Raw genomic sequence first — 26,769 nt, 5'->3', positions numbered from 1 at the left:
ATGGCTCCGATGGGTCACGCTCCCGACGGTGTGGACGGCGACGGCGGCCGCGACCCGTTCGACTATCCGCGGCGGTGGGAGGCCGACGTCGTGCTGGCGGACGGCCGCACCGTGCATCTGCGGCCGATCGTGCCCACGGACGCCGACCGCATCGTCGCCCTGCACGCGCGGCTGTCGGAACGGACCCGCTACCTGCGGTACTTCGGCGCGTATCCGCGGATACCCGCGCGGGATCTGAGGCGCTTCACGACGGTCGATCACCACGACCGGGTCGCGTTCGTGGCGTTGCTCGGGGACGACATCGTGGCCGTCGGCCGGTACGAGCGCATCAACGAGTCGTCGGCCGAGGTGGCGTTCGTGGTGGACGACGCCCACCAGGGGCGCGGGCTCGGGTCGATCCTGCTGGAACACCTCGCCGCGGCGGCGTCGGAGTGCGGGTTGCGCCGGTTCGTGGCGGAGGTGCTGGCCGAGAACGCGGCCATGACGCGCGTGTTCCGCGATGCCGGTTACCACGTGAGCAGAGCCTTCGAGGAAGGTCTGCTGCACCTCGAGTTCGACATCGATCCCACCGAGGAGTCGCTGGCGGTGGCGCGCGCCCGGGAGCAGGCGGCGGAGGCCCGCAGCGTGCACAACCTGCTGCACCCGCGTTCGGTGGCCGTGATCGGTGCCTCCACCGACTCCACGAAGATCGGCTACGCGGTGCTGTCGAATCTGCTCGCGGCCGACTTCGCCGGGCCGGTGTATCCGGTGAACCCCGAGCACGTGTCGGTGCGCGGTGTACGGGCGTACAAGTCGGTGCTGGAGATCCCGGACCCGGTCGATCTCGCTGTCGTGGCGGTGCCGGCGCACCAGGTGGAGTCGGTGCTCGACGGGGCACTGGAGAAGGGCGTGCAGGCGCTGGTGATCGTGTCGGCGGGGTTCGCCGAGTCGGGGCCGCACGGGCTGCACGCCGAGTTGCGGCTGGTGAGCGACGCGCGGGCGCACGGGATGCGGGTGGTGGGACCGAACGCGCTCGGCGTGCTCAACACCGATCCGAAGGTGCGGCTCAACGCCACCCTCGCGCCGCGGTTGCCGCGGCGGGGACGCACCGGGTTCTTCTGCCAGTCGGGTGCGTTGGGCATCGCGATCCTCGCCGACGCCGAGGCGAGGGGGCTGGGGCTGTCGACGTTCGTCTCGGCGGGCAACCGCGCGGACGTCTCCGGCAACGATCTGCTGCAGTACTGGGAGACCGATCCGTACACCGACGTGGTGTTGCTGTACCTGGAGTCGTTCGGAAACCCCCGCAAGTTCGCGCGTCTGGCCCGGCGGCTCGCCCGGACCAAACCGGTGGTCGCGGTGAAGTCGGGCAGGCACGCGGTTCGGCCTCAGCTCGCGGCCACGTCCACCGAGATCGACGAGTCCAGTGTGCAGGCGCTGTTCGAGCAGGCCGGTGTGGTGCGCGTCGACACGTTGGCGCAGCTCTTCGACACGGCGCTGGTGTTCGCGAACCAGCCGTTGCCCTCGGGGGCGCGGATCGGGATCGTCGGCAACTCGTCGGCCATCGCGCTGCTCGCCGCGGACACGGCGAAGGCGCAGGGGCTGAGCATCGGGATCGAGCCGGTGGACGTCGGTTCGCAGGCGCCGCCGGAGAAGTTCGCCGCCGCGGTCGGCAGCGCGCTCGCGTCCCCGGACGTGGACGCGCTCGTGGTCGTGTTCGTGCCCCCGGTCGCGACCCCGGGCACCGCGTACGCGCGCGCGTTGCGGGAGACGGTGCTGGCCACGCCGACGACCCCGGAGAAGCCCATCGTCTCGACGTTCCTCGCGGCCGAGGGCGTTCCGGACGAGTTGGCGGTCACCGCCGAGGACGGCACCGTGGTGTTCGGGTCGATCCCGTCGTATCCGAGCCCGGAGCGGGCGGTGAACGCGTTGGCGCGCGTCGTCCGCTACGCGGAGTGGCGCAGGCGTCCGCAGGGCACGGTGGTGCGGCCCGAGGGGCTGGAGGTGCAGCGGGCGGAGGCTCTCGTGCGGGACTTGGTCGCCGACCGGTCGGCCGAGGACGGCAGCGTCGTGGTGCCGGTGGACGACATGGTGCAGCTGCTCGGGTGCTACGGCATCGACGTCGTGTCGTTCCGGGTGGTGTCCGGTGTGGACGACGCGGTGGCAGCGGCGGACGAGCTCGGTTATCCGGTGACGTTGAAGGCCTTCGACGACCGACTGCGCGACCGGCCGGACTTCGCGGGTGTGCGGTTGGATCTCTCCACACCGGACTCGGTGCGGCTGGCGTATCGGGATCTTCGCGAGGTGTCGGGCCGCGACGAGGTGTACGTGCAGCGTATGGCGCCCAAGGGTGTGTCGTGTGCGATCGGGCTGCAGGACGACCCGTCGTTCGGCACCCTGGTGTCGTTCGGGTTGTCCGGGGTGGTGAGCACGTTGCTGGGCGATCAGGCGTTCCGCGCGGTTCCGTTGACCGACACCGATGCCGAGACGTTGGTGCGGGAACCGCGGACCGCGCCGTTGCTCACCGGCTACCGCGGTGACGAACCCGCCGATCTCTCCGCGCTGCAGGATCTCGTGCTGCGCGTGGCCGCGCTCGCGGAGGACCATCCGGAGGTGCGAGCGTTGTCGCTGGACCCGGTGCTGGCCTCCCCGGAGGGGGCGTTCGTCACGAACGCGCGCATCGTGTTGGGTCCGCCGCCGTCGCGACCCGACAGCGGACCGCGACGGCTTCGGCAGATCACCACAGTGGCCGAGGAGGACGTGGTCGAGCAGGACGACGCGGCTCAGAAGGCCGACGGGTCGACGGCGTAGACCGCGCGGCGGTCCGGGTACTCGCTCAATCCCCACAGCTGCCCGCGTGGACCCCAGTACGACAGGTCCTCGGGCCCCACGGGCGCGGCGCCCGCGTGCCGGGTCGGTCCGCCGGTCGCGGTGAAGGTGTAGACCGAGCCCCGGCTGCTCGACCCCGCGCTCGCCGAGACGAAGAACGTGCCGTCGATGGCGGTGGCGCCCTGCATGCTGGCGATGTCGACGCGGTAGGCCTCCGTGGCGTGGGTGTAGCCGTCGGCGGATTCCTTGAACTTGCGGTCGGTGTAGTCGATGGGGAAGCGCACGACGCGGGCGCCGGTGCCGTCGGCGTTGTACTCGGGCACCACGACGCTGTCGGGTGTGCTCGTGCGGTCGAGCGAGGCGGCGGAGTAGCGAAGCCGTGCGGTGCCGTCGGTGGTGGAGGCGGTGAAGGTGTGCGCCTGCGGCAGGACGTAGCGGTAGTCGAAGGCGTGGTAGGTGCCGTCCGACTGGCGTCCGATGCGGTTCTTGTCACCGGTCGAGACTTGCCAGAGGTGGCGTAGGTCGAACGCCCGGAAGCCGCCCCAGGTGTCGGCGACGTACAGGAAGTGCCCGTAGGCGAAGATGCCGCCCGCGTGCACGGTCACGGGACGGAAGTCGGGATGGCCCGCCGAGTTCGGGTACGGCTCGACCAGGAGCACGTGGCGGTAGGCGGGTGCGCTCGGGGTCGAGAGGTCGACGAACGAGATGCGGGCGCCCTTGTCGGGATCGTCGTGGCGGTAGTACCAGCTCACGAACAAGGCTGTCTCGCCTTCGTAGGTTCCGTTGCCGTAGGCGTCGGCGGTGGAGGTGACGCCCTGCGGGTACCAGTCGGCGGTGCCGTTGTCGCCGGAGTTCCAGCAGAACGCCGCCACTTCGTGTGTGGCGCCGGCGGAGCAGGCGGTGGCGGAGCGGTTGGCGCTCGCCAGGACGTCGGACATCGACGCGCCCGGGAGCACGTCGTCGAGGCGGGCGATCACCGGGTTGTACGGGCTCTCGGCGAGGCGGAAGTGGTCGGCGGGCAGGGCAGTCGGATCGGCTGCCGACACCGGTGTGCCGACGACGGTGACGGCGGTGAGGGCGGCGACGGTGAACAGTGCGGTGGCGATTCCACGACGGCTCATGCGAGCACGGTAGGGGCGGTCGGCGGCCCGCACGTGTGGTCGGGGAGAAGTCGTCGCGGATCCCCGCCGGACGTCACCGGATCGGGCCAGTCGTGCCGTCGCCGGAGGCCGAGGTCGACGTACCGGGGAGCCTGCGTGTGAGGAGTGCGTGAAGGCATGCACACGGCCGTGCGGGTGGCTCAGCGGTTCACCGACCTCGCCGGTAACCTTCCGGCGTGTCTGTGAACAACGGCGAGGCGCACTCTCGGGACCGATCACGTCAGAACAGTCGGACGGGGGTCGTGGTGGCGCCGCCCCGCCCGAGGCTGATCGAACCCGTGCCGCTGACCACGCTGGTGGCGAGGGCGGATGCCCGGCTCATCGCCGATCCGGCCGTCGTCGAGACCGTCGCCGTGACCGGAGCGACGTTGCGGGCACAGCACGTCCTCCCGGGCGACCTGTTCGCCGCGCTTCCCGGCGCCCGCGTCCACGGCGCGGACTTCGCCGCCGATGCGGTCGCGGGAGGGGCGGTGGCGATCCTGACCGACGAGGAGGGCGCCGCGCGGCCCGCGGTGCAGAAGTCGGGCCTGCCCGTCATCGTGCACTCCGATCCGCGTGGGGTTCTCGGCGCCGTCGCGGCGTGGATCTACGGTGAGCCGTCGCTGACGCTGTCGGTGCTGGGGATCACGGGCACGTCGGGCAAGACCACCACCAGCTATCTGGTGGAGGCGGGACTGCGCGCCGCCGGCTACCACACGGGCCTGGTCGGCACGGTCGAGACGCGCATCGGCACCGAACGGCTGGCCAGCGCGTTCACCACTCCCGAGGCGCCCGACCTGCAGGCGCTGTTCGCCGTGATGGTGGAGCGCGGGGTCACCCACGTCGCCATGGAGGTCTCCAGCCACGCGCTCTCCCTGGGCCGCGTCAACGGCACGCGGTTCGCCGTCGGTGCGTTCACGAACCTGTCGCAGGACCACCTGGACTTCCACCGCGACATGGAGGACTACTTCGAGGCCAAGTCGATGTTGTTCGACGGCCGGTCCACGCACGAGGTCGTGGTGGTCGACAGCGCGTGGGGGCAGGCGCTGGTGACCCCGCAGACGGTGACGGTGTCCACGGAGCCGGACAGCGACGCCGTGTGGCGCGCCACCGACGTCGCCACGACTCCCACCGGGGAGCAGTCCTTCACCCTGCACGCGCCGGACGGGCGGAGCGCGAAGGCCACGCTGCCGTTGCCGGGCGCGTTCAACGTCGCGAACGCCGTGCTGGCCGCTGCCGTCCTCGACACCGTGGGTGTCGAGCTCGACCACATCGTCGCCGGTCTGGGGGCCGTGGAGGTGCCCGGCCGGATGGAGCGCGTGTATCTCGGTCAGCCGTTCACGGCCGTCGTCGACTACGCCCACAAGCCGGCCGCGGTGGCCCAGGCGCTGCAGGCTCTGCGCGCCCGTACCCATGGCCGCATCATCACGGTGCTCGGGTGCGGCGGGGATCGGGACACCGCCAAGCGGCCCATGATGGGCGAGGCCGCCGCGCGCGGCAGCGACGTGCTGATCGTCACCGACGACAACCCGCGCAGCGAGGATCCGGCCGCCATCCGGGAGGCGATGTTGGCGGGTGCCCGCGCCGTCGGCCCGGCGGAGGGCGGCGAGGTCGTCGAGATCGGTGACCGGCGTTCGGCCATCTCCGCGGCGGTGGAGCGCGCGGAGGCCGGCGACGTCGTGTTGATCGCCGGCAAGGGACACGAGAGCGGTCAGGAGGTCGAGGGCGTGGTGCATCCCTTCTCCGACCGGGACGAACTGGAGGCGGCCATCCGCGAAAGGCTGGGTGTCACGGAATGATCGAGCTCACGCTCGCAGAGATCGCCGAGGTCGTCGGGGGGCGGTTGCACCGCGCCGACGGCTCCGAGCGGGTCACCGGCTCCGTCGAGTTCGACTCGCGCAAGCTCACCGAGGGCGGGTTGTTCGTGGCCCTGCCCGGCGAGCGCGCCGACGGTCACGACTTCGCGGCGTCGGCGGTGGAGTGCGGGGCGGTCGGCGTGCTCGCGGCCCGCGAGGTGGACGCCCCCGCCGTGATCGTTCCGCCGTTGCCCCCGGGCGGGGCGCACGAGCGGTCCGTGGCGCTGACCGGCGACACCGACGGTTCCGGTGCCGCGGTCCTCGCCGCGCTCGGTGCTCTGGCCCGGCACGTCGTGACGCGCCTGTCGGAGTCCGGCCTCGCGGTCGTGGGCGTCACCGGGTCGTCCGGCAAGACCTCCACCAAGGACGTGATCGCCCAGCTGCTCGAACCGCTCGGTCCGACCGTGGCGCCGCCCGGGTCGTTCAACAACGAGCTCGGGCACCCGTGGACGGCCTTGCGCGCCGACCGGGAGACGAGGCATCTCGTGCTGGAGCTGTCGGCCCGCGGGCCCGGGCACATCGCCGAGCTCGCCGCCGTCGCTCCGCCGCGCATCGGCGTGGTGTTGAACGTCGGCAGTGCCCACGTCGGCGAGTTCGGCTCGCAGGAGGGCATCGCGCAGACCAAGGGCGAACTCGTCGAGGCGTTGCCTGCCGACGGCGTCGCCGTGTTGAACGCCGACGACCCGCTCGTGGCGGCGATGGCGTCGCGCACGCGAGCCAGGGTGGTGCGCGTCGGAGAGGCCGACGACGCCGACGTCCGCGCCGAGAACGTCCACCTCGACGAGCACGCGCACGCGGCGTTCGATCTCGTCTCCGGCTCCGAGCGGGCGCCGGTGACACTGCAGCTCGTCGGTGAACACCACGTCGGCAACGCCCTGGCGGCGGCCGCCGTGGCCCTGGAACTCGGCACGCCGCTGCCCGACGTCGCCGCCCGGCTGAGTGCCGTGACCCGCCGTTCCGACCGTCGAATGGAGGTCACCACCCGCGCCGACGGCGTCACCGTCCTCAACGATTCCTACAACGCCAACCCCGAGTCGATGCGGGCCGCGCTGAAGACTCTCGCGTCCATGACCTCGGCCAGACGATCTTGGGCGGTCCTCGGTGTCATGGGCGAATTGGGGGCCGATAGCGTGTCCGCGCACGACGAGATCGGTCGGCTTGCCGTCCGGTTGAACATCAACCGGCTCGTCGTGGTGGGCGAGCAGGCAGCTCCCATGCACCACGGGGCGAGCCACGAAGGTTCTTGGGGAGAGGAGTCGGTCCTGGTACCGGACACGGACGCCGCGATCGCGCTACTGCGCGAGGAAGTGCGGCCCGACGACGTTGTTCTTGTCAAGGCATCGAAGGTCGCCCAGCTCTGGAAGGTGGCCGACGCGCTGTTGGAGGAGGACGGGCGCGCGTGAGGCGACACGACGCACCGAGAGGCATCGAGCGGAGCTCCACGACCAGGAGGATTGAAGCGTGATCAGTATTTTGATCGCGGCCTCCGTGGGACTGGCCGTCTCCATCCTGCTCACGCCGTATCTGATCCGGTTCTTCTCGAAGCAGGGCTTCGGGCAGGAGATCAGGGAGGAAGGCCCGGAGGGTCACAAGTCCAAGCGCGGCACACCCACCATGGGTGGCGTCGCGATCATCGTGGCGATGGTGGTCGGGTACTTCGTCGCCCACCTCGTCGACTACTGGCGCGGGTCGAGCAACGAGGGCCCGACAGCGTCGGCGCTGCTCGTCCTGTTCCTGTCCGTGGGACTGGGTCTCGTCGGTTTCCTCGACGACTTCATCAAGATCCGTAAACAGCGCAACCTGGGGCTGAACAAGACCGCCAAGCTCGTCGGTCAGCTCGTGGTGGCGGTGGTCTTCGCGATCCTGGTGCTGCAGTTCCCCGACGCGAACGGGCTCACCCCGGCGTCCCAGCACCTGTCCTATGCCAGGGACATCGAGCTCATCTTCTTCCCGATCCCCATCTTCGTCCTGTTCTGCTACCTGCTCGTCTCGGCGTGGTCGAACGCGGTGAACTTCACCGACGGGCTCGACGGCCTCGCGGGCGGGGCGGGCGCGATGGTGCTCGCGACCTACGTGGTGATCTCGTTCTGGCAGGCGAGGCTCAGCTGTGTCGAGGCGTTCCAGCCCGCGTGCTACAACGTGCGCGACCCGCTGGACCTCGCCGTGGTCGCGGCCGCGGCCACGGGTGCCTGCGTGGGCTTCCTCTGGTGGAACGCGGCTCCGGCGAAGATCTTCATGGGCGACACCGGCTCTCTCGCGCTCGGCGGTCTGGTGGCGGGTCTGTCGATGACGACGCGCACCGAACTGCTGGCGATCGTCATCGGTGGTCTGTTCGTGGTCGAGATGATCTCGGTGGTGCTGCAGATCGCCGTGTTCCGCACCACGCGGAAACGGCTGTTCCGCATGGCGCCGTTCCACCACCACTTCGAGCTGGCAGGCTGGGCGGAGACGACCGTCATCATCCGGTTCTGGTTGTTGGCGGCGATCTGCTGCATGTTCGGGCTCGGGTTGTTCTACAGCGAACAGCTCGGCCTCGGAGGGGGATGAGTCGAGCCATGCAACTCGCCGGGGTCGACGTGTGCGTCGCGGGTGCCGGGGTGACCGGACGTTCGGTGGCCGCAGCGCTCTCCGACATGGGAGCGCGGGTCACGGTCACCGATGCCGACGCCACACGGCTCGCCCGCCTCGACGACCTCGACGTCCGGCTCGTCCCCGGGCTCGACGCGCCGCCCGAGGGCACGCGGCTCGTGGTCACCAGCCCCGGCTGGCGGCCCACGGCCCCGCTGCTCACCGCGGCGGCCGCGTCGGGCATCGAGGTGATCGGTGACGTGGAGCTGGCGTGGCGGATCGCGCAGCAGCGGCCGAATCCGCCGACGTGGCTCGCGGTGACGGGCACCAACGGCAAGACGACGACCGTGAGCATGGTCGAGTCGATGCTGCGCGCCGCCGACGTCGACGCCGTGGCGTGCGGCAACGTCGGGTTCGCGGTGCTCGACGCCGTGCTCGCCGGGCATTCGACGTTGGCGGTGGAGCTGTCGAGTTTCCAGCTCCACTGGTCGAGCACGCTGGCGCCCGCGGCCTCGGTCGTCCTCAACGTCGCCGAGGACCACCTCGACTGGCACGGCGGGCTCGACGAGTACGCCGAGGCGAAGGGCGGTGTCCACGGCGGGTCGGCCACGGTCGTGGCCAACCTGGACGATCGCCGGTCGGCCACGCTGGCCGACCGGCACGCGCAGGCCGACGCGCGCCGGGTCGGGTTCACGCTGGACTCGCCCCGGCCCGGCGAGCTCGGTGTGGTGGAGGACCTGCTGGTCGACCGCGCGTTCGTCGCCGATCCGGTGCACACGGCCGAGGAGCTGGGCACCCTGGCCGACGTCCGGCCCGGTGGTCCGCACAACGTGGCGAACGCGCTGGCCGCGGCCGCGCTCGTCCGGTCGATCGGCGTGAGCCCGGACGCGGTGGCCGAGGGGCTGCGGCGGTTCACTCCCGGCGCGCACCGCGCGGTGGAGGTCGCCGAGGTCGACGGCGTCCGGTACGTCGACGACTCGAAGGCCACCAACCCGCACGCGGCGGCGGGCTCGCTGCTGGCCCATCCCGGTGTCGTGTGGATCGCGGGCGGCCTGCTCAAGGGTGCCTCCGTGGACGAGCTGGTCGCGGCGGTCGCGGGACGGCTCCGCGGGGTCGTGCTGCTCGGCGCCGACGCCGACGTCTTCGCCGAGGCTCTCGCGCGACACGCGCCGGATGTCCCCGTCCGGCGCGTCGATCCGGGCGACGATGAGCCCATGACTGCGGCGGTGAAGACGGCGCGTGAGCTGGCGCGCCCGGGAGACTCGGTGCTGCTCGCACCCGCTGCGGCGTCGCTGGACATGTTCCGCGACTACGCCGCGCGGGGCGAGGCGTTCGCGGCGGCGGTCGGCGAGCTATCGCGGTGACGGCGGTGGGCGCCGACCGCGACGACTCCCGGGCGACGAGCCGGGCACGGCGGAGTCGGCGGGTCCGGCAGCGCGGTGCGGAACGATCGCCGAGAGCACGCTCCGACCGACGTCCCGTGGTGCCGAAGACGCCGCTGACCGCGTGGCTCTCGCGCCCGCTCGCCGACTTCCACCTCATCCTCGCGCTGTGCGGCACGTTGGGTGCCCTCGGCGTCGTGATGGTGCTGTCGGCCTCGTCCGTGTCCTCCTACAGCGGCAGCGACAGCAGCGTCTACGCGCTGTTCCAGAAGCACCTGATGTTCATCGGGGTCGGCACGGTGGCGTTCTGGCTGGGTGTGCGCGTGCCGCTGAGCCGGATCCGGAAGCTCTCGCCCACCGCGATGGTGGTGTGTCTCGGGTTGCTCGCGCTGGTCCTGACCCCGCTGGGCACGTACTCCAACGGCTCCCAGGGCTGGTTCGTGCTCGGCCCGGTGTCGCTGCAACCCGTGGAGCTCGCCAAGGTCGCGCTGGCGCTGTGGGGCGCGCACATCCTCGTGGTGAAGTACGAGGTGCTGCACCAGTGGCGGCACCTCCTGGTGCCCGTGGTGCCCGCCGCGCTGCTCATGTTCGCCCTGGTCATGGCCCAGCCGGACCTCGGCGGGACGATCACCCTCGCGGTGGTGCTGCTCGCTCTGCTGTGGTTCGCCGGGGCGCCGAAGCGCCTGTTCGGCATCATCCTGGCCGGTGCCGTGGCCGGAGCGGTGGTGCTGGCGGTCGTGGCGCCGTACCGGCTGGAGCGCGTGACCGCGTTCCTCGACCCGGAGTCCGACCCGCTGGGCGGAGGCTGGCAGGCGAGCCAGGCGCTGTACGCGCTCGCCGACGGCGGGCTGTTCGGCAAGGGACTGGGGCAGGGCCAGTCGAAGTGGATGTACCTGCCGAACGTCCAGCACGACTTCATCTTCGCGTTGATCGGCGAGGAGCTCGGGTTCGTCGGCTGTCTGGTCGTGCTCGGGCTCTTCGGCCTGCTCGGGTTCGTCGGCCTGCGCATCGCGATGCGCAACCTCGATCCGTGGATCCGGATCGTCGCGGGAACCCTCACGACGTGGGTCGTGTCACAGGCCGCCGTCAACATCGGTTACGTGGTGGGCCTGCTTCCCGTCACCGGCGTGACGCTGCCGATGATTTCCTACGGAGGAACGTCGCTGGTCGTCACGATGCTGTTGTTCGGAATCCTCGCCAACTGCGCGCGGCACGAGCCGGAGGCGGTCGCGGCGTTGCGCACGCAGGGGCCCGGTAAGTTCGGACGCCTGATGCGACTGCCCGCGCCGGAGCCCTACCGGCCGCCCGCGCGGCGTCGTGGCGGCAACCGCGTGGGGCCGGGGCGGTCGGGCCGTCCCGCCCGGCGCGCGGACAGGACGGGCCGCGCCGTGGCGGGAGAACGTCGTCGCGGGGCGCCCGAGTACGGTCGGCGCACGAGCTCCCGAACCACGGCGAGGCGGACGACCGTGCCACGGCGAGGGCGGCGGTGAGCGGTGTCCGGCGAGGGCGGCTGCGGTTCGCAGGCCCCGCGCCGGAGGGGCGTGGCGCGCCGCCCGCGGTGTGGCGCGCGGAAGACACTGGAGAAGGACGGACGTGACCGAGGCAAGTCCCGGCGGCGCTGACACGCCGCGTGCACAGTCGCCGGAGGGCGACATGATGGAGAACTCCGCAGTCGGCTCTCCGAACGGGGCCGCACCCACGGTGCCCGCGCCGACCATCGTGGTGGCGGGCGGTGGGACCGCGGGGCACATCGAACCCGCGATGGCGCTCGCGGACGCGGTGATGCGGTTGCGTCCGGACGCCCGCGTCGTCGCGCTCGGCACCGAACGTGGGCTGGAAAACCAGCTCGTGCCCGCGCGTGGCTATCCGCTGGAATTGGTGCCTCCCGTGCCGATGCCGCGGAAGCCGACGTTCGATCTGGTGAAGCTGCCGCTGAAGGTGGCCGACTCCGTGCGACGGACCCGGCAGGTGCTCGACCGGATCGGCGCGGACGTCGTCGTGGGCTTCGGCGGTTACGTGTCGCTGCCCGCCTACCTCGCCGCGCGCGGCCGTGTGCCGATCGTGGTCCACGAGGCCAACAAGCACGCGGGTCTCGCGAACAAGGTGGGCGCCCGGTTCGCCGCCAAGGTCGTCGCGGCGGTGCCCGGTACGTCGCTCCCGGGCGCGCAGGTCGTGGGTATTCCGCTGCGCCGTTCGATCACCGCGCTCGACCGGGCGGGGCTGCGGGCGGAGGCGCGCCGGCACTTCGGTCTCGATCCGGACGCGCCCGTGCTCCTGGTGTTCGGTGGCTCGCAGGGGGCGCGGTCGCTCAACAGCGCGGTGTCTCAGGCGGCGCGCCACTTCGCCGACGCCGGGGTGTCCGTGCTGCACGCCCACGGCCCCAAGAACACGGTCGCGGTGCAGGAGTTCCCGGGCAAGCCGCCGTACGTTCCCGTGCCGTACCTGGAGCGCATGGACCTCGCCTACGCAGCCGCCGACCTGGTGCTGTGCCGGTCGGGTGCGATGACGGTGGCCGAGGTCTCGGCCGTCGGGCTGCCCGCGGTGTTCGTCCCGCTCCCGCACGGCAACGGCGAACAGGCCCTCAACGCGCAACCCGCCGTGGACGCGGGAGCCGCGATGCTGGTGCCCGACGAGGAGCTCACGAGCGACAAGGTGACCGAACTCGTGATACCTCTGGTGACCGACCCGGAGCGGCTCGCGCGGATGAGCGCCGCGGCGGTCGGTCTGGGACACCGGGAGGCCGACGAGGTTCTCGCAGCGATGGTGTTGGACCAGGCTGTGGGCGCTGAGGGGAGGAGTCGGTGAGCTGGATGAGCAGCTGGACGAGCACTGCATCCGACGAGGGGGAAGGCTGGGGGCCATGACGGAGACACTCACCGTGCGGGAGTTGCCCGAGGTGCTGCGACGTCCGCATCTGATCGGCATCGGCGGGGCGGGGATGAGCGGGATCGCGCGCATCCTGCTCGCCCGAGGTGCCCAGGTGTCGGGTTCGGACGCGAAGGACTCGCGGGCGTTCCTCACGCTGCGGGCGCAGGGAGCGCGCATCGAGGTGGGGCAGCGGGCGGAGAACCTCGACGTGTTCGACGGCGGGCCGTCCGCGGTGATCGTGTCCACCGCGATCAAGGAGACCAATCCCGAGCTCGCCGCCGCCCGCGAGCGCGACGTTCCGGTGTTGCACCGGGCGGAGGCGCTGGCGGCGTTGATGGAGGGGCACCGCGTCGCCTGCATCGCGGGCACGCACGGCAAGACGTCGACCACGTCGATGCTGACCGTGGCGTTGCAGCACTGCAGGCTGGACCCGTCGTTCGCGATCGGCGGTGACCTGAACGAGTCCGGGGCCAACGCCCACCACGGCGAGGGCGGGATCTTCGTGGCGGAGGCCGACGAGAGCGACGGGTCGTTCCTCTCGTACACGCCGTCGGTCGCCGTCGTCACGAACGTCGAACCCGACCACCTCGACCACCACGGCACGGCCGACGCCTACCACGCGGTGTTCTCCGAGTTCGTGCGCCGCATCGATCCCGACGGCGTGCTGGTCGTGTGTGCTGACGACGCGGCCGCGGCCGAGCTGGCCACGTACGCCGAGGGCATCGGTGTCCGGGTGCGTCGCTACGGTCGCTCCGCCACCGGCGAGGCGGACGCCAGGGTGCTCGACTACGGCCCGAGCGAGGACGGCGGCACCGTGCGGGTCGTGCTCGGCGGCGAGGAGCTGCGGGTGCGGGTCGCGGTGCCGGGCGAGCACATGGCGTTCAACGCCGTCGGAGCATTGCTGGCCGGCTTGGAGCTCGGTGCCGACCCGGCCGTGCTGATCGAGGGGCTCGCCGCCTTCGGTGGCGTGCGACGCCGCTTCGAGTACAAGGGCCGGTCCGCGGACGTCCGGGTCTACGACGACTACGCCCACCACCCGACCGAGGTCGAGGCTCAGCTGAGGGCGGTGCGCCAGACGGCGGGCAACGGCAGGGTCGTCGTCGTGTTCCAGCCGCACCTGTACTCGCGGACCAAGGCGTTCGCGACCGAGTTCGCCGAGGCCCTCGGGCTCGCCGACGAGGTCGTGGTGCTGGACGTCTACGGAGCCCGGGAGGAGCCCGAGCCCGGCGTCACAGGCGAGCTCGTCGCCTCCCGCATCAGTGGTGCGGGCGTCCACTACGAACCCGCCTTCGACCGGGTCGTCCACCTGGTCGCCGACCTGGTCAAGCCCGGTGACCTCGTGGTGACGATGGGGGCGGGCGACGTCACCCAGCTCGGCCCCGAGGTGCTCGCCGAGCTGGACCGCCGCGACCGCTGAGGACGGCGCCGTCGTGTCCACGACCAGCCAGCGCGGTTCCCGTCGCTCCAGGGCGACGGGAACCGCGTCCGGTTCGCCCGCTCGCGCCGCGCGGGAACCGGGGAGGAGAACCGGACGCGCGTCGACGTCGAAGCCCGGCAGGCCTCAGAAGGCGCGGAAGCCGGGAAAGTCCGGGACGTCGAGGGCGTCGCAGCGGGCGAGGGGCGGCTCGCGCCGCCAGGTGGTGCAGCGTCGGCGCATCCTCCTGCTCGGTGTCCTCACGGTGGTGACGCTGGGCTACCTGCTCTGGTTCACGCCGTTCCTCGGTGTGAGCACGGTCGAGGTCGTCGGCGCCCGCACGGTGGCGGCGCAGGCGGTGCGCTCCGCCGCCGCGGTGCCGGAGGAGCAACCGTTGCTGCGGGTCGACGCCGACGAGGTCGCCGCCCGGGTCCGCGAGCTGCCCGACATCGCGACGGCGGAGGTGACGCGCAGCCTGCCGTCGACCCTGACGATCACCGTCACCGAACGGAGGGCCGTCGCCTACCACGACGACGACCGTGGGATCCGCCTCGTCGACGCGACGGGTGTGCCGTACAAGCGCGTGGAGGAGCCGCCGGACGGGCTGCCCCGCCTGGAACTGTTCGACCCGGGGCCGGCCGACGACGTGACGCGCACGGTGACGGGTGTGCTCGCGTCGTTGCCCGACGAGCTGGCCGACCAGGTCGTGGCCGCGCGGGCGGACACGCCGGGAGCGGTCGAGTTCGACTTCACCGACGACCGCATCGTGCGCTGGGGCGACGCGGAACAGAACACGGAGAAGGCCCAGGTGCTGGCGGTCCTGTTGACCCGTGAGGGCACGGTGTACGACGTGTCGAGCCCGGAACTGCCCACCGTGTCCTGACGCGTGTCGCTCATGTGGCACCGTGTGGCCGTGAGCAAGATCGACACGCGTCCCGAGCCGCCGCTCAACGGCTCGGAGCGCGAGACCCTGAACGGCTTCCTCGACTTCCTTCGCGGGACGATCCGGTGGAAGTGCGACGGCCTGACCGACGAGCAGGCACGCCGGGCCCTGTTGCCGAGCGAGCTCACCACGGTGGCGGGGTTGGTCGGCCATCTCGGCTACGTGGAGCAGTACTGGTTCGAGGTCGTGCTGGCAGGGGAGCCGGACCGGTGGGCCGAGGCGCTCGCCTCCGACCCGGACGCGGAGTTCCGCCGAGCGCTCGACCTGCCCCTGGCGACGCTGCTCGACCGGTACGAGGCGCAGTGCGAGCGCAGCAGGCGGATCGCCGCGGACAGGGAGCTGGACGACGAGGTGCCGTTCCGAGGGGGTGTGGTGAGCGTCCGGTTCGTCCTGACTCACCTCATCGAGGAGACGGGCCGTCACGCGGGTCACCTGGACGTGCTACGCGAATTGATCGACGGGCGGACCGGGGAGTGACCACGATGAAACACGTTGTGGCGAAAGACGTTTGCGACACGCCGCGTGGCTGCTGGATTCCTGGCTGCACTGTGCCTACGGTCCGTCAGCAACGTTGGTAGTTGACATAACTCTCGACCTCGACTTCAGGTTCAGGGTTCTCGCGGATCGGCCCGCGCTCGTCGACGATCCAGCGCCGATGCACGACAGCACCACCACGATCAGGAAGGCAACCCGATGACGCCCCCGCACAATTACCTCGCGGTGATCAAGGTCGTCGGAATCGGCGGCGGCGGTGTGAATGCCGTGAATCGCATGATCGAGGTCGGCCTGAAGGGCGTGGAGTTCATCGCGGTGAACACCGACGCGCAGGCCCTGCTGATGTCCGACGCTGACGTCAAGCTGGACATCGGCCGCGAGCTCACGCGGGGCCTCGGTGCGGGCGCGTCCCCCGAGGTCGGCCAGAAGGCCGCCGAAGACCATCGCGAGGAGATCGAAGAGGTCCTCAAGGGGGCCGACATGGTCTTCGTGACCGCCGGCGAAGGCGGTGGTACCGGCACCGGCGGGGCTCCTGTCGTGGCGCAGATCGCCCGCAAGCTCGGCGCGCTCACCATCGGCGTCGTCACGCGGCCGTTCTCGTTCGAGGGCAAGCGCCGGGCGAGGCAGGCCGAGGACGGCATCCAGGCGCTGCGCAACGAGTGCGACACCTTGATCGTGATCCCGAACGACCGGCTGCTGCAGCTCGGCGACATCGGTGTGTCCCTCATGGACGCGTTCCGTTCGGCGGACGAGGTCCTGCTGTCCGGTGTCCAGGGCATCACCGACCTGATCACGACGCCCGGGTTGATCAACCTCGACTTCGCCGACGTCAAGAGCGTGATGTCGGGTGCGGGTAGCGCTCTCATGGGCATCGGCTCCGCGAGGGGCGAGGGACGGGCGGTGCAGGCGGCCGAGAAGGCCATAAACTCCCCGTTGCTCGAGGCCTCGATGGACGGCGCCCACGGCGCGTTGCTCTCGATCGCGGGTGGTTCGGACCTCGGCCTCTTCGAGATCAACGAGGCGGCCTCGCTCGTCCAGGAATCCGCCCACCCCGAGGCGAACATCATCTTCGGGACGATCATCGACGACTCGCTCGGCGACGAGGTGCGCGTCACCGTGATCGCCGCAGGGTTCGACGCGGGCGCGCCGACGCACAAGAAGCTCGACCCCGGCACCTTCGGCACGCGCAGCTCGTCCGGTGGCGACTCGGAGTCCGGTGGATCCGGATCCGGGACGTCGCGCGACCAGCGCGACGGAGCCTCCCGCCCGTCGCACGGCGACGCCGGCAACCCGACTCCTCCCGTCGTGAGGCGGGCGACACCGTCGGCGGGGCAGGGCAGTCAGTCCGGTTCGCTGCCGTCGGCGCACGGGGGTCCCCGCGGCTACTCGGTGCCGTCTCCGACGTCGTCCACGACGCACCGCACGCAGGGGAGCCTGCCCAGCCGGTCGTTCCCGGTGAACGACGACCCCACCGACGACGACGTCGACGTCCCTCCCTTCATGCGCCGCTGAGCCGCCGCACCGCGCGGCTAAGCTCGCAGGCGCCGACAGGGAACGGGTGTCGAAGGAGTTGAGCGGGGTGCGCATTCGGCGTGTGGTGACCACGAGGGCGGGCGGACGGTCGAAGCCACCGTTCGACTCGTTCAATCTGGGCGATCACGTCGGCGACGACCCCGACGCGGTGGCCGCCAACCGGCGGCGGTTGGCCACCGAGCTGGGTCTGCCGGAGAACCGGCTCGCCTGGATGGAGCAGGTCCACGGCCGGACCGTGACCGTCGTCGACGGCACGGAGTCCGAGCCCGCCGAGGCCACCGACGCGCTCGTCACCTCCACGCCGGGCGTCGCTCTCGTGGCTCTGGTCGCCGACTGTGTGCCGGTTCTGCTCGGTGATCCGGAAGCCGGTGTGGTCGCGGCTGTGCACGCTGGACGGGTCGGCGCGCGGGTCGGCGTCGTTCCGGCCGCTCTTGAGGTCATGGTCTCGCAGGGGGCGCGTCCAGAGCGTGTCGAGGCCCTGCTCGGTCCCGCCGTGTGCGGCGACTGCTACGAGGTGCCGGGGCCGATGGCCGAGGACGTCGAGGCCCACCTGCCCGGGAGTGCGTGCAAGAGCAGGAAGGGAACGCCCGCGCTCGACCTGAGAGCGGGACTGTGGAACCAGCTGGCCGATCTCGGTGTCGGCAGGATCGGCGTGGACCCGCGGTGCACGATGGAGGACGAGACCCTGTTCAGTCACCGCAGGAGTGCGCCGACGGGAAGGATCGCGGCCGTCACATGGATGGAGCAGTGAACAACCAGCGTTACGAGGAGCTCGCGGCGTCGCTGCGCGAGGTGACCGAGCGGGTGGCGTCGGCGTGCCGGCAGGCCGGGCGGTCGCCGGACGAGGTGCGCCTGATCGCCGTGACCAAGACGTTCCCGGCGTCGGACGCCGCGTTGCTGGCCGACCTCGGCGTGCGTGAGCTCGGCGAGAATCGCGTTCAGGAGGCCGCCGGGAAGGTCGACGAGGTCGCGCGGCTTCGCCCGGAAGCCGACGTGCGGTGGCACATGCTCGGGCAGCTTCAGCGCAACAAGGCGCGGTCGGTGGCGCGCTGGGCCGCGGAGGTGCAGTCGGTGGACTCCCTCCGACTGGCCGGCGCGCTCACCAAGGCGGTGCGGGCGGCACTGGACGCCGGCGAGCGGGATCGACCTCTCGACGTGCTCGTCCAGGCCAGCCTTGACGACGATCCGTCGCGCGGCGGCTGCCCTGTCGATGATCTTAGTGAACTCGCGGACGCAATCGCCCGGCAGAGTGATCTTCTCCACTTGCGCGGTGTGATGGCCGTCGCGCCCCTCGGAGTGGACCCCGAACCGGCCTTCGAACGGCTAGCCTCCATCTCCGAGATGCTGCGAAAAGATCATCCGGAGGCCACGGAGATCTCGGCGGGTATGAGTGGTGATCTGGATAAGGCCATCGCGTACGGCTCGACGTGTGTGCGTGTCGGAACCGCGTTGCTCGGCGGCCGAGGTTTAGCCTCCCCCTAGCAAGGTCCACCCGAGCGGCATCCAAGGCGGCCCGGCCGTGTGTTGGACCGCACGAGTAGACCGTGGAGGGCGAGGGAGAGGCATGAGCGCGCTGCAGAAGCTGAAGGCCTACTTCGGGATGGTCCCTGCCGAGGACGACGAGTACGACTTCGACGACGACTACCGGCGCGACTACCAGGGTGACGACTACTCCTACGACGAGTCGACGTACAAGGACTCGCCGAGGCGGTCACGCCCGCGTTATCGGGTCATGGACGAATTCGAGGAGGCCGAGGCTCCCCCGGCTCGGGCTCGTCGCACCTCCTCCCGGAGTGAGCCCGCCGTCCACGGCTCGCTCGCCATGGACCGTCAGCCCGAGCCGGTGGCCCGGGTGCGTCCGATGAGTTCTGTGGCACCGGCGCCGGAGTCCGCTGCGGCGCGCGACCCGCTGAGCCGGATCATCACGTTGCACCCGACCAGCTATGCGGAGGCGCGGGAGATCGGTGAGGCGTACCGCGACGGCGCGCCTGTGATCATGAACCTGACGGAGATGGAGAACGCCGACGCCAAGCGTCTGGTGGACTTCGCGGCAGGTCTGGCCTTCGCGCTCCGCGGATCCATGGACAAGGTCACCAACAAAGTGTTCTTGCTCTCACCGCCGGACGTGGACGTGACGGCGGAGGATCGCAGGCGGATCGCGGAAGGCGGATTGTTCCTCCGCCACTGATCACGAAGCCGACGTGTGGCAGAGTGGTCACCGTGGTCGCTGTCCGCATGATTCTGTACTGGCTGCTGTTCGCGTTCTGGCTGCTGCTCACGGCGCGTATCGTGGTGGAGCTCGTGCGCGCCTTCGCTCGTGACTGGCGCCCTGCCGGCGGGGTTGCGGTGACGCTCGAGACCATCTACACAGTGACCGACCCACCGGTTCGGCTCGTGCGACGGATTATTCCGATCGTACGGATCGGCGGTGTGGGACTAGACCTATCGATTATGGTGCTGCTGTTGGTTGTGTTCATACTGATGCAACTGGCGCTGCCCGGGTAGCGGGGAACCCGGGTGCGAACGGCAGGCCATGGAGTGCGTGAGGTGATCTGATGTCGTTGACTCCTGCTGACGTGCATAACGTCGCGTTCAGCAAGCCTCCGATCGGCAAGCGGGGCTACAACGAGGACGAGGTGGACGCGTTCCTCGACCTCGTGGAGACCGAGCTTGCCCGGTTGATTGAGGACAATAACGAGCTGCGGCAGCAGGTCGAACAGCTCGATGCCGAGTTGGAATCAACTCGTAGCGAGTTGGAATCCGCGAAGGCACACGGCGCCCGTGACGACGCGCCGTCACGCCGCTTGGCGCCGGTTCCGCCGCCCGCTTCGGCGATGGAGCAGACGCAGGCCACGGGCCTGATGCCCGACAGCGGCGAGCCGAACGTCCAGGCGGCGAAGGTGCTCGGCCTCGCGCAGGAGATGGCCGACCGGCTCACCGCCGAGGCGAAGACCGAGTCGGACAGCATGCTCGCCGAGGCGCGGACCAAGTCCGAGCAGCTGTTGTCGGACGCCCGGTCGAAGGCGGACTCGATGGTCAACGAGGCGCGGACCCGCGCCGAGACCATGCTGAACGAGGCACGCACCAGGGCCGAGACTCTGGAGCGCCAGGCGCGCGAGAAGGCGACCAACATGGATCGCGAGGCGCAGCGCAAGTACACCGAGACGTTGAACAACCTCAACACCGAGAAGACCGCGCTCAACAAGAAGATCGAGGAACTGCGCACAATCGAGCGCGAGTACCGGACGCGTCTCCGGGGCTTCCTGGAGTCGCAGTTGCGCGAGTTGGACGACAGGGGATCGGCGGCGCCCGCGTCGGCGTCCACGTCGAGCTCCAGCGAGTCGAGCAGCAGCGGGCAGGGGTACTCGTTCGGTCCGCGCGCTGAGGCCGGCTGAGGCAGCCGGACGGACGTTATGGCAGGTCACCCGGTCGTGACGTCCGTGTCTGTGCTGTAATTCACCGTGCTCTACATCGTCCTGCTTCTGGTGCTGATCGCCCTGGGGTTGGTGGTGGCGGCACTCGTCACAGCCAGCTCCGTGTGGGCTTGGGTGTCGATCGGTGCCTCCGGCCTCGCCGGGGTGCTTCTGCTCGTCGACCGCGTGCGACGGAGCATGTCCGGTCCGGCGAGGGAGTCGGAACCGTCTCGCGCCGATGCCGACAACGGCACGGCGAACGACGACGGCAGCGAGACCGACGAGACCGGCGAGACCGGCACAACCGACGCAACCGACGCCTCCACGTCCGTCGAGCCGGATGGCCGCGACCTCGAGGTCGCTGAGGGGGCCTCCGTTTCCGGCGCACGTGAGGCGGTCGGGTCGGCCGAGGCCGGTGAGGTCGTCGACGAGACGACGCCCACCGAGGTCACCGACCCGGTCGACACGGTGACGGCCGACGCCGACCGGTCGGACGTCGTCGCCGACACCGAGCGGTCGAACGAGGGCTCCGGCGCCGCCGCCGTCTCCGGAGCCGAACCGACTGCGGAGGGCTCCTCCGACACTGCGGGCGACGCTCGTGGCGGGTCCGCGGAGGCGACTCTCGTGGCGGCCCCGGTCGACGCGGAGCCGGACGAGGAACCGGTCGTGTCGGCCAGGGAGCCCGTGTCGGCGGGCGGGATCGATCCGCTGACCGACACCGCGCCCCGCACGGCGCTTCTGGCCTCGTCGGGTGAGCTCGCCGGGGCGGATGTCGATCCTCCCGAGGAGAATTCCTCCGTCGACGACGCACTGCTGGTGTCGGATCTCCTGGCGGAGGTCCTGGTGGTGGACGAGTTCCCGCGCTACCACCTCGGCCACTGCGGTTGGCTCGGTACTCGGGCGACCATTCCGCTGGCGGTGAGGGAAGCCCGGGAGCTGGGATTCACTCCGTGCGGACTGTGCGGCCCCGATGCCGCGCTGGCCGCCGCCCACCGGCGGCGCCGGGTCGCACGCCGGAACACCGCCTGAGGCGAGCAGGCCGGTCCACGAGGGACGGGCCCCGGGTCGGCACGGCGGTGACCAGGGCTACTCTGTACGACACAGGCGTTGATCCGGCCATCACCGGGGAGCTTCCGGAAGAACGGACTCGCGTGGCGAACATCCGCGACACGAGAGTCTCAGTAGAACCGGACGGGACCGGCCCGTCACAGCCGTCGAACGAGTGGTCCGCGCTGTGGTCCCGCGCGGGCAAGCGGGGTGGTACCGCGGTACGTGCGTCGCCGACGCCGTTTCGTCCCCGAGCACGCCATCACCGACCGGTGGCAGGCACGGCCTGAGCGAGACAGCGAAACCGCGAGGAGCGCACCAGATGTACCCGAAGGCATCCTTCGGCGACCAGCCCGCCGACCAGGTTCCCGCCCAACCGTCGTTTCCCGCGTTGGAGAAGGACGTCCTCGCCTATTGGGAGGCCGACCGGACGTTCGCGGCGACCGTCGAGGCCCGCGACGCGGGTACGAACGGTAGCAACGAGTACGTCTTCTACGACGGCCCGCCGTTCGCGAACGGGTTGCCGCACTACGGCCATCTGCTGACGGGCTACGTCAAGGACATCATTCCGCGCTACCAGACGATGCGCGGCAAGCGGGTCGAGCGCCGGTTCGGCTGGGACACCCATGGCTTGCCCGCCGAGCTCGAAGCGGAACGGCAGCTCGGGATCACCGACAAGTCCCAGATCGACGACATGGGCATCGCCGAGTTCAACCAGGCCTGCCGGGAGTCGGTGCTGCGGTACACCAACGAGTGGCAGGACTACGTCACTCGCCAGGCCCGCTGGGTGGACTTCGACAACGACTACAAGACGCTCGACATCACCTACATGGAGTCGGTGATCTGGGCGTTCAAGCGGCTCTGGGACCAGGGCCTGGTGTACGAGGGTTACCGCGTCCTGCCGTACTGCTGGCGGGACGAGACGCCGCTGTCCAACCACGAACTGCGGATGGACGACGACGTCTACAAGAGCAGGCAGGACCCCGCGGTGACGATCGGCTACCGCATCGACGGCAACGTCGGCGCGCTCGCCGAGCTCGACGGCGCGTACCTGCTGATCTGGACCACGACCCCGTGGACGGTGCCGTCGAACCTGGCCACGGCGGTGCACCCCGAGGTCGACTACGTCGTCGTGCGCACCGACGGAGCCGGCAGCGGCAAGCGGTTCGTGCTGGCCGAGGCCCGGGTGGCCGCGTACGCCAAGGAGCTCGGCGACGAGCCCGAGGTGGTGGCGCGGTACAAGGGGGCGGACCTGCTCGGGACGCGCTACGCGCCGCCGTTCCCGTACTTCGTGGGCCACGAGAACGCGCACCGTGTGCTGGCCGCCGACTACGTGACGACCGACGACGGTACGGGCATCGTGCACATCGCTCCCGCCTACGGTGAGGAGGACAAGGCCGTCACCGACGCCGCGGGGATCACACCGGTCACGCCGGTCGACTCCAAGGGCCGGTTCGACGCCCAGGTGCCCGATTACGAGGGCCAGAACGTCTTCGACGCCAACGCCAACATCATCCGTGACCTGAAGAACGGCACCGGGCCTGCGACGCAGGGCGCCATCCTGCTGCGCCACGAGACGTACGAGCACTCGTACCCGCACTGCTGGCGCTGCCGGAACCCGCTCATCTACCGCGCGGTCTCGTCGTGGTTCGTGGCGGTGACGAAGTTCAAGGACCGCATGGTCGAGCTGAACCAGCAGATCACGTGGTACCCGGAGCACGTCAAGGACGGCCAGTTCGGCAAGTGGCTGGAGAACGCGCGCGACTGGTCGATCTCGCGCAACCGCTACTGGGGCACGCCGATCCCGGTGTGGGTGTCGGACGACCCGAACTACCCGCGCGTGGACGTGTACGGCTCGCTCGACGAGTTGGAGCGGGACTTCGGGGTGCGGCCCACCGACCTGCACCGCCCGCACATCGACGCGCTCACCCGACCCAACCCGGACGACCCGACCGGCACGTCCACCATGCGTCGCGTACCGGACGTGCTGGACGTGTGGTTCGACTCCGGGTCGATGCCGTACGCGCAGGTGCACTACCCGTTCGAGAACGCCGAGTGGTTCGAGCACCACTACCCGGGTGACTTCATCGTCGAGTACATCGGCCAGACGCGGGGCTGGTTCTACACGCTGCACGTGCTGGCCACGGCTCTGTTCGACCGGCCCGCCTTCCGCACGTGCGTGTCGCACGGCATCGTGCTCGGGTCGGACGGGCAGAAGATGTCGAAGTCGCTACGCAACTACCCGGACGTCACGGAGGTGTTCGACCGCGACGGCTCCGACGCCATGCGCTGGTACCTCATGGCGAGCCCGATCCTGCGCGGTGGCAACTTGGTCGTCACCGACAAGGGCATCCGCGACTCCGTGCGCCAGGCCGTCCTGCCGTTGTGGAACTCGTACTACTTCCTCGCCCTGTACGCCGGGGCGGAGGGCGTGTCGGGCACCGTGCGGACGGACTCGTCCCACGTCCTCGACCGGTACCTGCTCGCGAAGACCCACGAGCTCGTCACCGACGTGGCGGGTGCTCTCGACGACTACGACATCGCGGGCGCGTGCTCGACGGTGCGGGACTTCCTCGAGGTGCTCACCAACTGGTACGTCCGCCGTTCCCGGGACCGGTTCTGGGAGGGCGACCGCGACGCGATCGACACCCTGCACACCGTGCTGGAGGTCGTGTGCCGCACGGTGGCGCCGTTGCTGCCGCTGACCACCGAGGCGGTGTGGCGGGGGCTCACCGGTGGCCGCTCGGTGCACCTGACCGACTGGCCGCTGGTCGACGAGCTGCCCGCCGACCCCGCGCTGGTGACGGCCATGGACCGCGTGCGGCAGGTGTGCTCGTCGGCGCTGTCGCTGCGCAAGGCCAACAAGCTGCGGGTGCGGTTGCCGCTCGCGAAGCTGATCGTGGCGGCGGAGGACGTCGAGACGTTGCGTCCGTTCGCCGACATCGTGCGCGACGAGGTGAACGTCAAGTCGGTCGAGTTCACCACCGACGTGGCGGCCCACGGCCGGTTCGAGGTCGCGGTGAACGCCCGCGCCGCCGGGCCGCGGCTCGGCCGGGACGTGCAGCAGGTGATCAAGGCCGTGAAGGCGGGCGACTGGACCACCACCCCGGACGGGGTGGTGGTGGCCGCGGGGATCGAGCTCCGTGAGGGCGAGTACGAACGGCGGCTCGTGGCCAAGAAGTCGGGTGCGGCCGCGGAACTGCCCGGCGGTGGCGGCCTCGTCTCGCTCGACACCGAGGTGACGGAGGAACTCGCCCGTGAGGGCCTGGCCCGTGACCTGGTGCGGGTGGTGCAGCAGGCGCGCCGCGACGCGGGTCTCGCGGTGTCCGACCGGATCACCCTGACCGTCGACGCACCGGAGGAGGTCACCGTCGCCGCGAAGACGCACGAGACGTTCCTCGCCGCGGAGACGCTGGCCACCACCGTGCGGTTCGCCTCCTTGGAGAAGGGCTTCGAAGGCACGGTCGGCGATGGCGCCCGGGTCAGTGTCTCGGTCGCTGCCGACTCCTGACGGGTGATCGTATGCGGTTCGCCGTCCGGGTGAAGGCCGGAGCGAAGCGCGACGTCGTCGGCGGAACATGGAACGGGGCGCTCGGCGAGGCTCTGGTGGTCTCCGTCCGAGCGCCCGCCGTCGACGGCAAGGCGAACGCTGCGGTGTGCACGGTGCTGGCCCACGCTTTCGGGGTCAGAGCCCGTGATGTGACTGTCGTGAAGGGACAGCGGTCGCGGGACAAGCTCGTGGAGCTCCCCGACGGGGGAGGCACCGCCGACCGCCTCGCCGAGCTGAGGGATGCGGAGACCCGCGGATCAGGCTGAGCGAGGTGACATGAACGAGCTGCCCGTGGTCCTGGGCGCGGGCGCGCTCGTTCTACTCGCCTCGGCGTTCGCCGTCCGGTTCTCCATCCGGCTCGGTGTGCCGTCGCTGCTGATCTACCTCGGGATCGGTGTCCTGATCGGGGAGGCCGGTCTCGGCGTCCAGTTCGAGGACGCCACCCTGATGCAGACGCTCGGGATCGCGGCGCTGGTGATGATCCTCGTCGAAGGCGGCCTGACGACGGACTGGTCGGCCGTACGGCCCGGACTCTGGCCCAGTGTCGTGCTGTCGGTCGTCGCCGTCGTGATCACCGTCGTGGTGACCGGTGCGGCTCTGCACTGGCTGCTCGATCTCGACTGGCGCACCGCGCTGCTGTGGGGCGCGGTGCTGTCGTCCACCGACGCCGCGGCCGTGTTCTCGGTACTGCGGTCCTCCGGGATCGGCCGCCGACTCTCGGGTGTCGTGGAGCTGGAGTCCGGGCTCAACGATGCGCCGAGCTACATCGCCGTGGTGCTGATCACCACCGGTGTGGCGGTCGACTGGGGCTTGCCGCTCCAACTGGTCTACCAGCTCGGCGTGGGAGCGGTGATCGGGTTGGCCGTGGGGTTCGGCGGGGGTGTGGTGCTGCGCCGCAGCGCGTTGCCCGCGACCGGCCTCTACCCGTTGGCGACCGTGGCGATGTGCGTGCTCGCGTACGCGTCCGCGCAACTGGCGGAAGCGTCGGGGCTGCTCGCCACCTTCCTGGCAGGCCTGGTGCTCGGCAACTCCCGGTTGCCGCACCACTCGAACACCCTGTCGTTCGCGGAGGGGCTGGGCTGGATCGCACAGATCGGGGTCTTCGTGCTGTTGGGGCTGTTCGCGTCGCCGGACAGGCTGGGACACGCGATCGTGCCCGGTCTGCTGGCCGGACTCGTGGCGCTTCTGATCGCGCGGCCCATCGCCGTGGCGCTGGCGACGACGCCGTTCCGGGTGCCCTGGCGAGAGCAGGCGTTCCTGTCGTGGGCGGGGCTTCGGGGTGCGGTGCCGATCGTGTTGGCGACCATCCCGCTCGCCGCCGGGTATCCCGGAGCCCCGTTGCTGGTCGACGGCGTGTTCGTGATCGTCATCGCCTACACGTTGTTGCAGACCGCGTTCATGACGCCGCTCGCGCGCGTGCTCGGTGTCGCCTCGGTCTCGGAGCCGCACCAGATCGACATCGACGCGGCCCCGCTGGAGGAGCTGGGCGCGGTGCTGCTCCAGATCCGGATCCCGCGTCGATCCCGCCTGCACGGTGTCTACCTCGCCGAGCTCCGGTTGCCTCGGGGGGCGAACGTGAGTCTCGTGGTCCGCCGGGGCAAGGCGTTCACACCGGAGGCCACGACCCGCCTGCAGGAGCAGGACCAGCTGCTCATCGTCACCACCGAGACGGCCCGCGACGCCACCGAACGCCGGCTGCGCGCCGTCGGCCGCGCCGGACCCATCGCGCGGTGGATGGGCGAGAGCGGCGACTGAT

General features: G+C 70.6%; 21 protein-coding genes. 20 read left to right on the top strand and 1 reads right to left on the bottom strand.

Going from position 1 to position 26,769, the window contains the following annotated elements; genetic code table 11:
• The gene (locus tag SACAZDRAFT_RS07045; RefSeq protein WP_005440070.1) at positions 1–2,787 is read left to right on the top strand and encodes a bifunctional acetate--CoA ligase family protein/GNAT family N-acetyltransferase; all 2,787 of its coding nucleotides are present in this window, start codon (positions 1–3) and stop codon (positions 2,785–2,787) included.
• On the opposite strand, the gene SACAZDRAFT_RS07040 is transcribed toward SACAZDRAFT_RS07045, so the two are convergent.
• Positions 2,760–3,926, bottom strand: a complete 1,167-nt coding sequence (locus SACAZDRAFT_RS07040; protein ID WP_005440068.1) for a hypothetical protein — start codon at positions 3,924–3,926, stop codon at positions 2,760–2,762. The genes SACAZDRAFT_RS07045 and SACAZDRAFT_RS07040 overlap by 28 nt on opposite strands.
• A 281-nt stretch (positions 3,927–4,207) precedes the next feature.
• Here SACAZDRAFT_RS07040 and SACAZDRAFT_RS07035 point away from each other — a divergent pair, with 281 nt between their 5' ends.
• The 19 genes from SACAZDRAFT_RS07035 to SACAZDRAFT_RS06945 all read left to right on the top strand — a co-directional run bounded on the left by SACAZDRAFT_RS07035 (position 4,208) and on the right by SACAZDRAFT_RS06945 (position 26,768).
• Positions 4,208–5,743 (top strand): UDP-N-acetylmuramoyl-L-alanyl-D-glutamate--2,6-diaminopimelate ligase, encoded by a 1,536-nt coding sequence (locus tag SACAZDRAFT_RS07035; RefSeq protein ID WP_005440066.1) that lies wholly within the window; start codon positions 4,208–4,210, stop codon positions 5,741–5,743.
• Entirely contained in the window at positions 5,740–7,203 is a 1,464-nt protein-coding gene (locus SACAZDRAFT_RS07030; RefSeq protein ID WP_005440063.1) for a UDP-N-acetylmuramoyl-tripeptide--D-alanyl-D-alanine ligase, read from the top strand. The genes SACAZDRAFT_RS07035 and SACAZDRAFT_RS07030 overlap by 4 nt, the downstream gene beginning before the upstream one ends.
• Before the next feature lie 58 nt (positions 7,204–7,261).
• The gene (gene mraY, locus SACAZDRAFT_RS07025; protein WP_005440062.1) at positions 7,262–8,347 is read left to right on the top strand and encodes a phospho-N-acetylmuramoyl-pentapeptide-transferase; all 1,086 of its coding nucleotides are present in this window, start codon (positions 7,262–7,264) and stop codon (positions 8,345–8,347) included.
• Between the two features lie 8 nt (positions 8,348–8,355).
• Positions 8,356–9,732: a UDP-N-acetylmuramoyl-L-alanine--D-glutamate ligase gene (gene murD, locus SACAZDRAFT_RS07020; protein ID WP_005440060.1), complete on the top strand. Its 1,377-nt coding sequence runs from the start codon at positions 8,356–8,358 to the stop codon at positions 9,730–9,732.
• Positions 9,733–9,848: 116 nt separating this feature from the next.
• Complete coding sequence (gene ftsW / locus SACAZDRAFT_RS07015) at positions 9,849–11,240, top strand: putative lipid II flippase FtsW (RefSeq protein WP_005440059.1); 1,392 nt, start codon at positions 9,849–9,851, stop codon at positions 11,238–11,240.
• Positions 11,241–11,403: 163 nt separating this feature from the next.
• Positions 11,404–12,555: an undecaprenyldiphospho-muramoylpentapeptide beta-N-acetylglucosaminyltransferase gene (gene murG / locus SACAZDRAFT_RS07010; protein ID WP_005440058.1), complete on the top strand. Its 1,152-nt coding sequence runs from the start codon at positions 11,404–11,406 to the stop codon at positions 12,553–12,555.
• 55 nt (positions 12,556–12,610) lie between these two features.
• Complete coding sequence (gene murC, locus SACAZDRAFT_RS07005) at positions 12,611–14,035, top strand: UDP-N-acetylmuramate--L-alanine ligase (protein ID WP_005440056.1); 1,425 nt, start codon at positions 12,611–12,613, stop codon at positions 14,033–14,035.
• Positions 14,036–14,048: 13 nt separating this feature from the next.
• Positions 14,049–14,915: a cell division protein FtsQ/DivIB gene (locus SACAZDRAFT_RS07000; RefSeq protein WP_005440053.1), complete on the top strand. Its 867-nt coding sequence runs from the start codon at positions 14,049–14,051 to the stop codon at positions 14,913–14,915.
• Positions 14,916–14,927: 12 nt separating this feature from the next.
• A complete protein-coding gene (locus SACAZDRAFT_RS06995; RefSeq protein WP_005440051.1) occupies positions 14,928–15,452 on the top strand; it encodes a DinB family protein in 525 nt (174 codons plus the stop codon).
• Between the two features lie 216 nt (positions 15,453–15,668).
• Positions 15,669–16,982, top strand: a complete 1,314-nt coding sequence (gene ftsZ, locus SACAZDRAFT_RS06990) for a cell division protein FtsZ (RefSeq protein ID WP_005440050.1) — start codon at positions 15,669–15,671, stop codon at positions 16,980–16,982.
• A 67-nt stretch (positions 16,983–17,049) separates the two neighbouring features.
• Positions 17,050–17,754: a peptidoglycan editing factor PgeF gene (pgeF, locus tag SACAZDRAFT_RS06985; RefSeq protein WP_005440049.1), complete on the top strand. Its 705-nt coding sequence runs from the start codon at positions 17,050–17,052 to the stop codon at positions 17,752–17,754.
• Entirely contained in the window at positions 17,739–18,485 is a 747-nt protein-coding gene (locus SACAZDRAFT_RS06980) for a YggS family pyridoxal phosphate-dependent enzyme (protein WP_005440046.1), read from the top strand. The genes pgeF and SACAZDRAFT_RS06980 overlap by 16 nt, the downstream gene beginning before the upstream one ends.
• An 82-nt stretch (positions 18,486–18,567) precedes the next feature.
• The gene (locus tag SACAZDRAFT_RS06975; protein WP_005440044.1) at positions 18,568–19,191 is read left to right on the top strand and encodes a cell division protein SepF; all 624 of its coding nucleotides are present in this window, start codon (positions 18,568–18,570) and stop codon (positions 19,189–19,191) included.
• 47 nt (positions 19,192–19,238) lie between these two features.
• Entirely contained in the window at positions 19,239–19,508 is a 270-nt protein-coding gene (locus SACAZDRAFT_RS06970; RefSeq protein WP_005440040.1) for a YggT family protein, read from the top strand.
• A 50-nt stretch (positions 19,509–19,558) separates the two neighbouring features.
• Entirely contained in the window at positions 19,559–20,398 is an 840-nt protein-coding gene (wag31, locus tag SACAZDRAFT_RS06965; protein ID WP_005440038.1) for a DivIVA-like cell division protein Wag31, read from the top strand.
• 66 nt (positions 20,399–20,464) lie between these two features.
• The gene (locus SACAZDRAFT_RS06960) at positions 20,465–21,445 is read left to right on the top strand and encodes a hypothetical protein (protein WP_005440036.1); all 981 of its coding nucleotides are present in this window, start codon (positions 20,465–20,467) and stop codon (positions 21,443–21,445) included.
• Between the two features lie 340 nt (positions 21,446–21,785).
• Entirely contained in the window at positions 21,786–24,974 is a 3,189-nt protein-coding gene (ileS, locus tag SACAZDRAFT_RS06955; RefSeq protein ID WP_005440035.1) for an isoleucine--tRNA ligase, read from the top strand.
• Positions 24,975–24,985: 11 nt separating this feature from the next.
• Positions 24,986–25,279: a DUF167 domain-containing protein gene (locus tag SACAZDRAFT_RS06950; RefSeq protein ID WP_005440034.1), complete on the top strand. Its 294-nt coding sequence runs from the start codon at positions 24,986–24,988 to the stop codon at positions 25,277–25,279.
• A gap of 10 nt (positions 25,280–25,289) precedes the next feature.
• A complete protein-coding gene (locus SACAZDRAFT_RS06945) occupies positions 25,290–26,768 on the top strand; it encodes a potassium/proton antiporter (RefSeq protein WP_005440032.1) in 1,479 nt (492 codons plus the stop codon).
• Position 26,769: the final 1 nt, after the last annotated feature.

Source organism: Saccharomonospora azurea NA-128, from assembly GCF_000231055.2.
GTDB classification, from domain to species: Bacteria; Actinomycetota; Actinomycetes; order Mycobacteriales; family Pseudonocardiaceae; genus Saccharomonospora; species Saccharomonospora azurea.
This window is presented reverse-complemented; position numbering and strand designations above follow the sequence as displayed.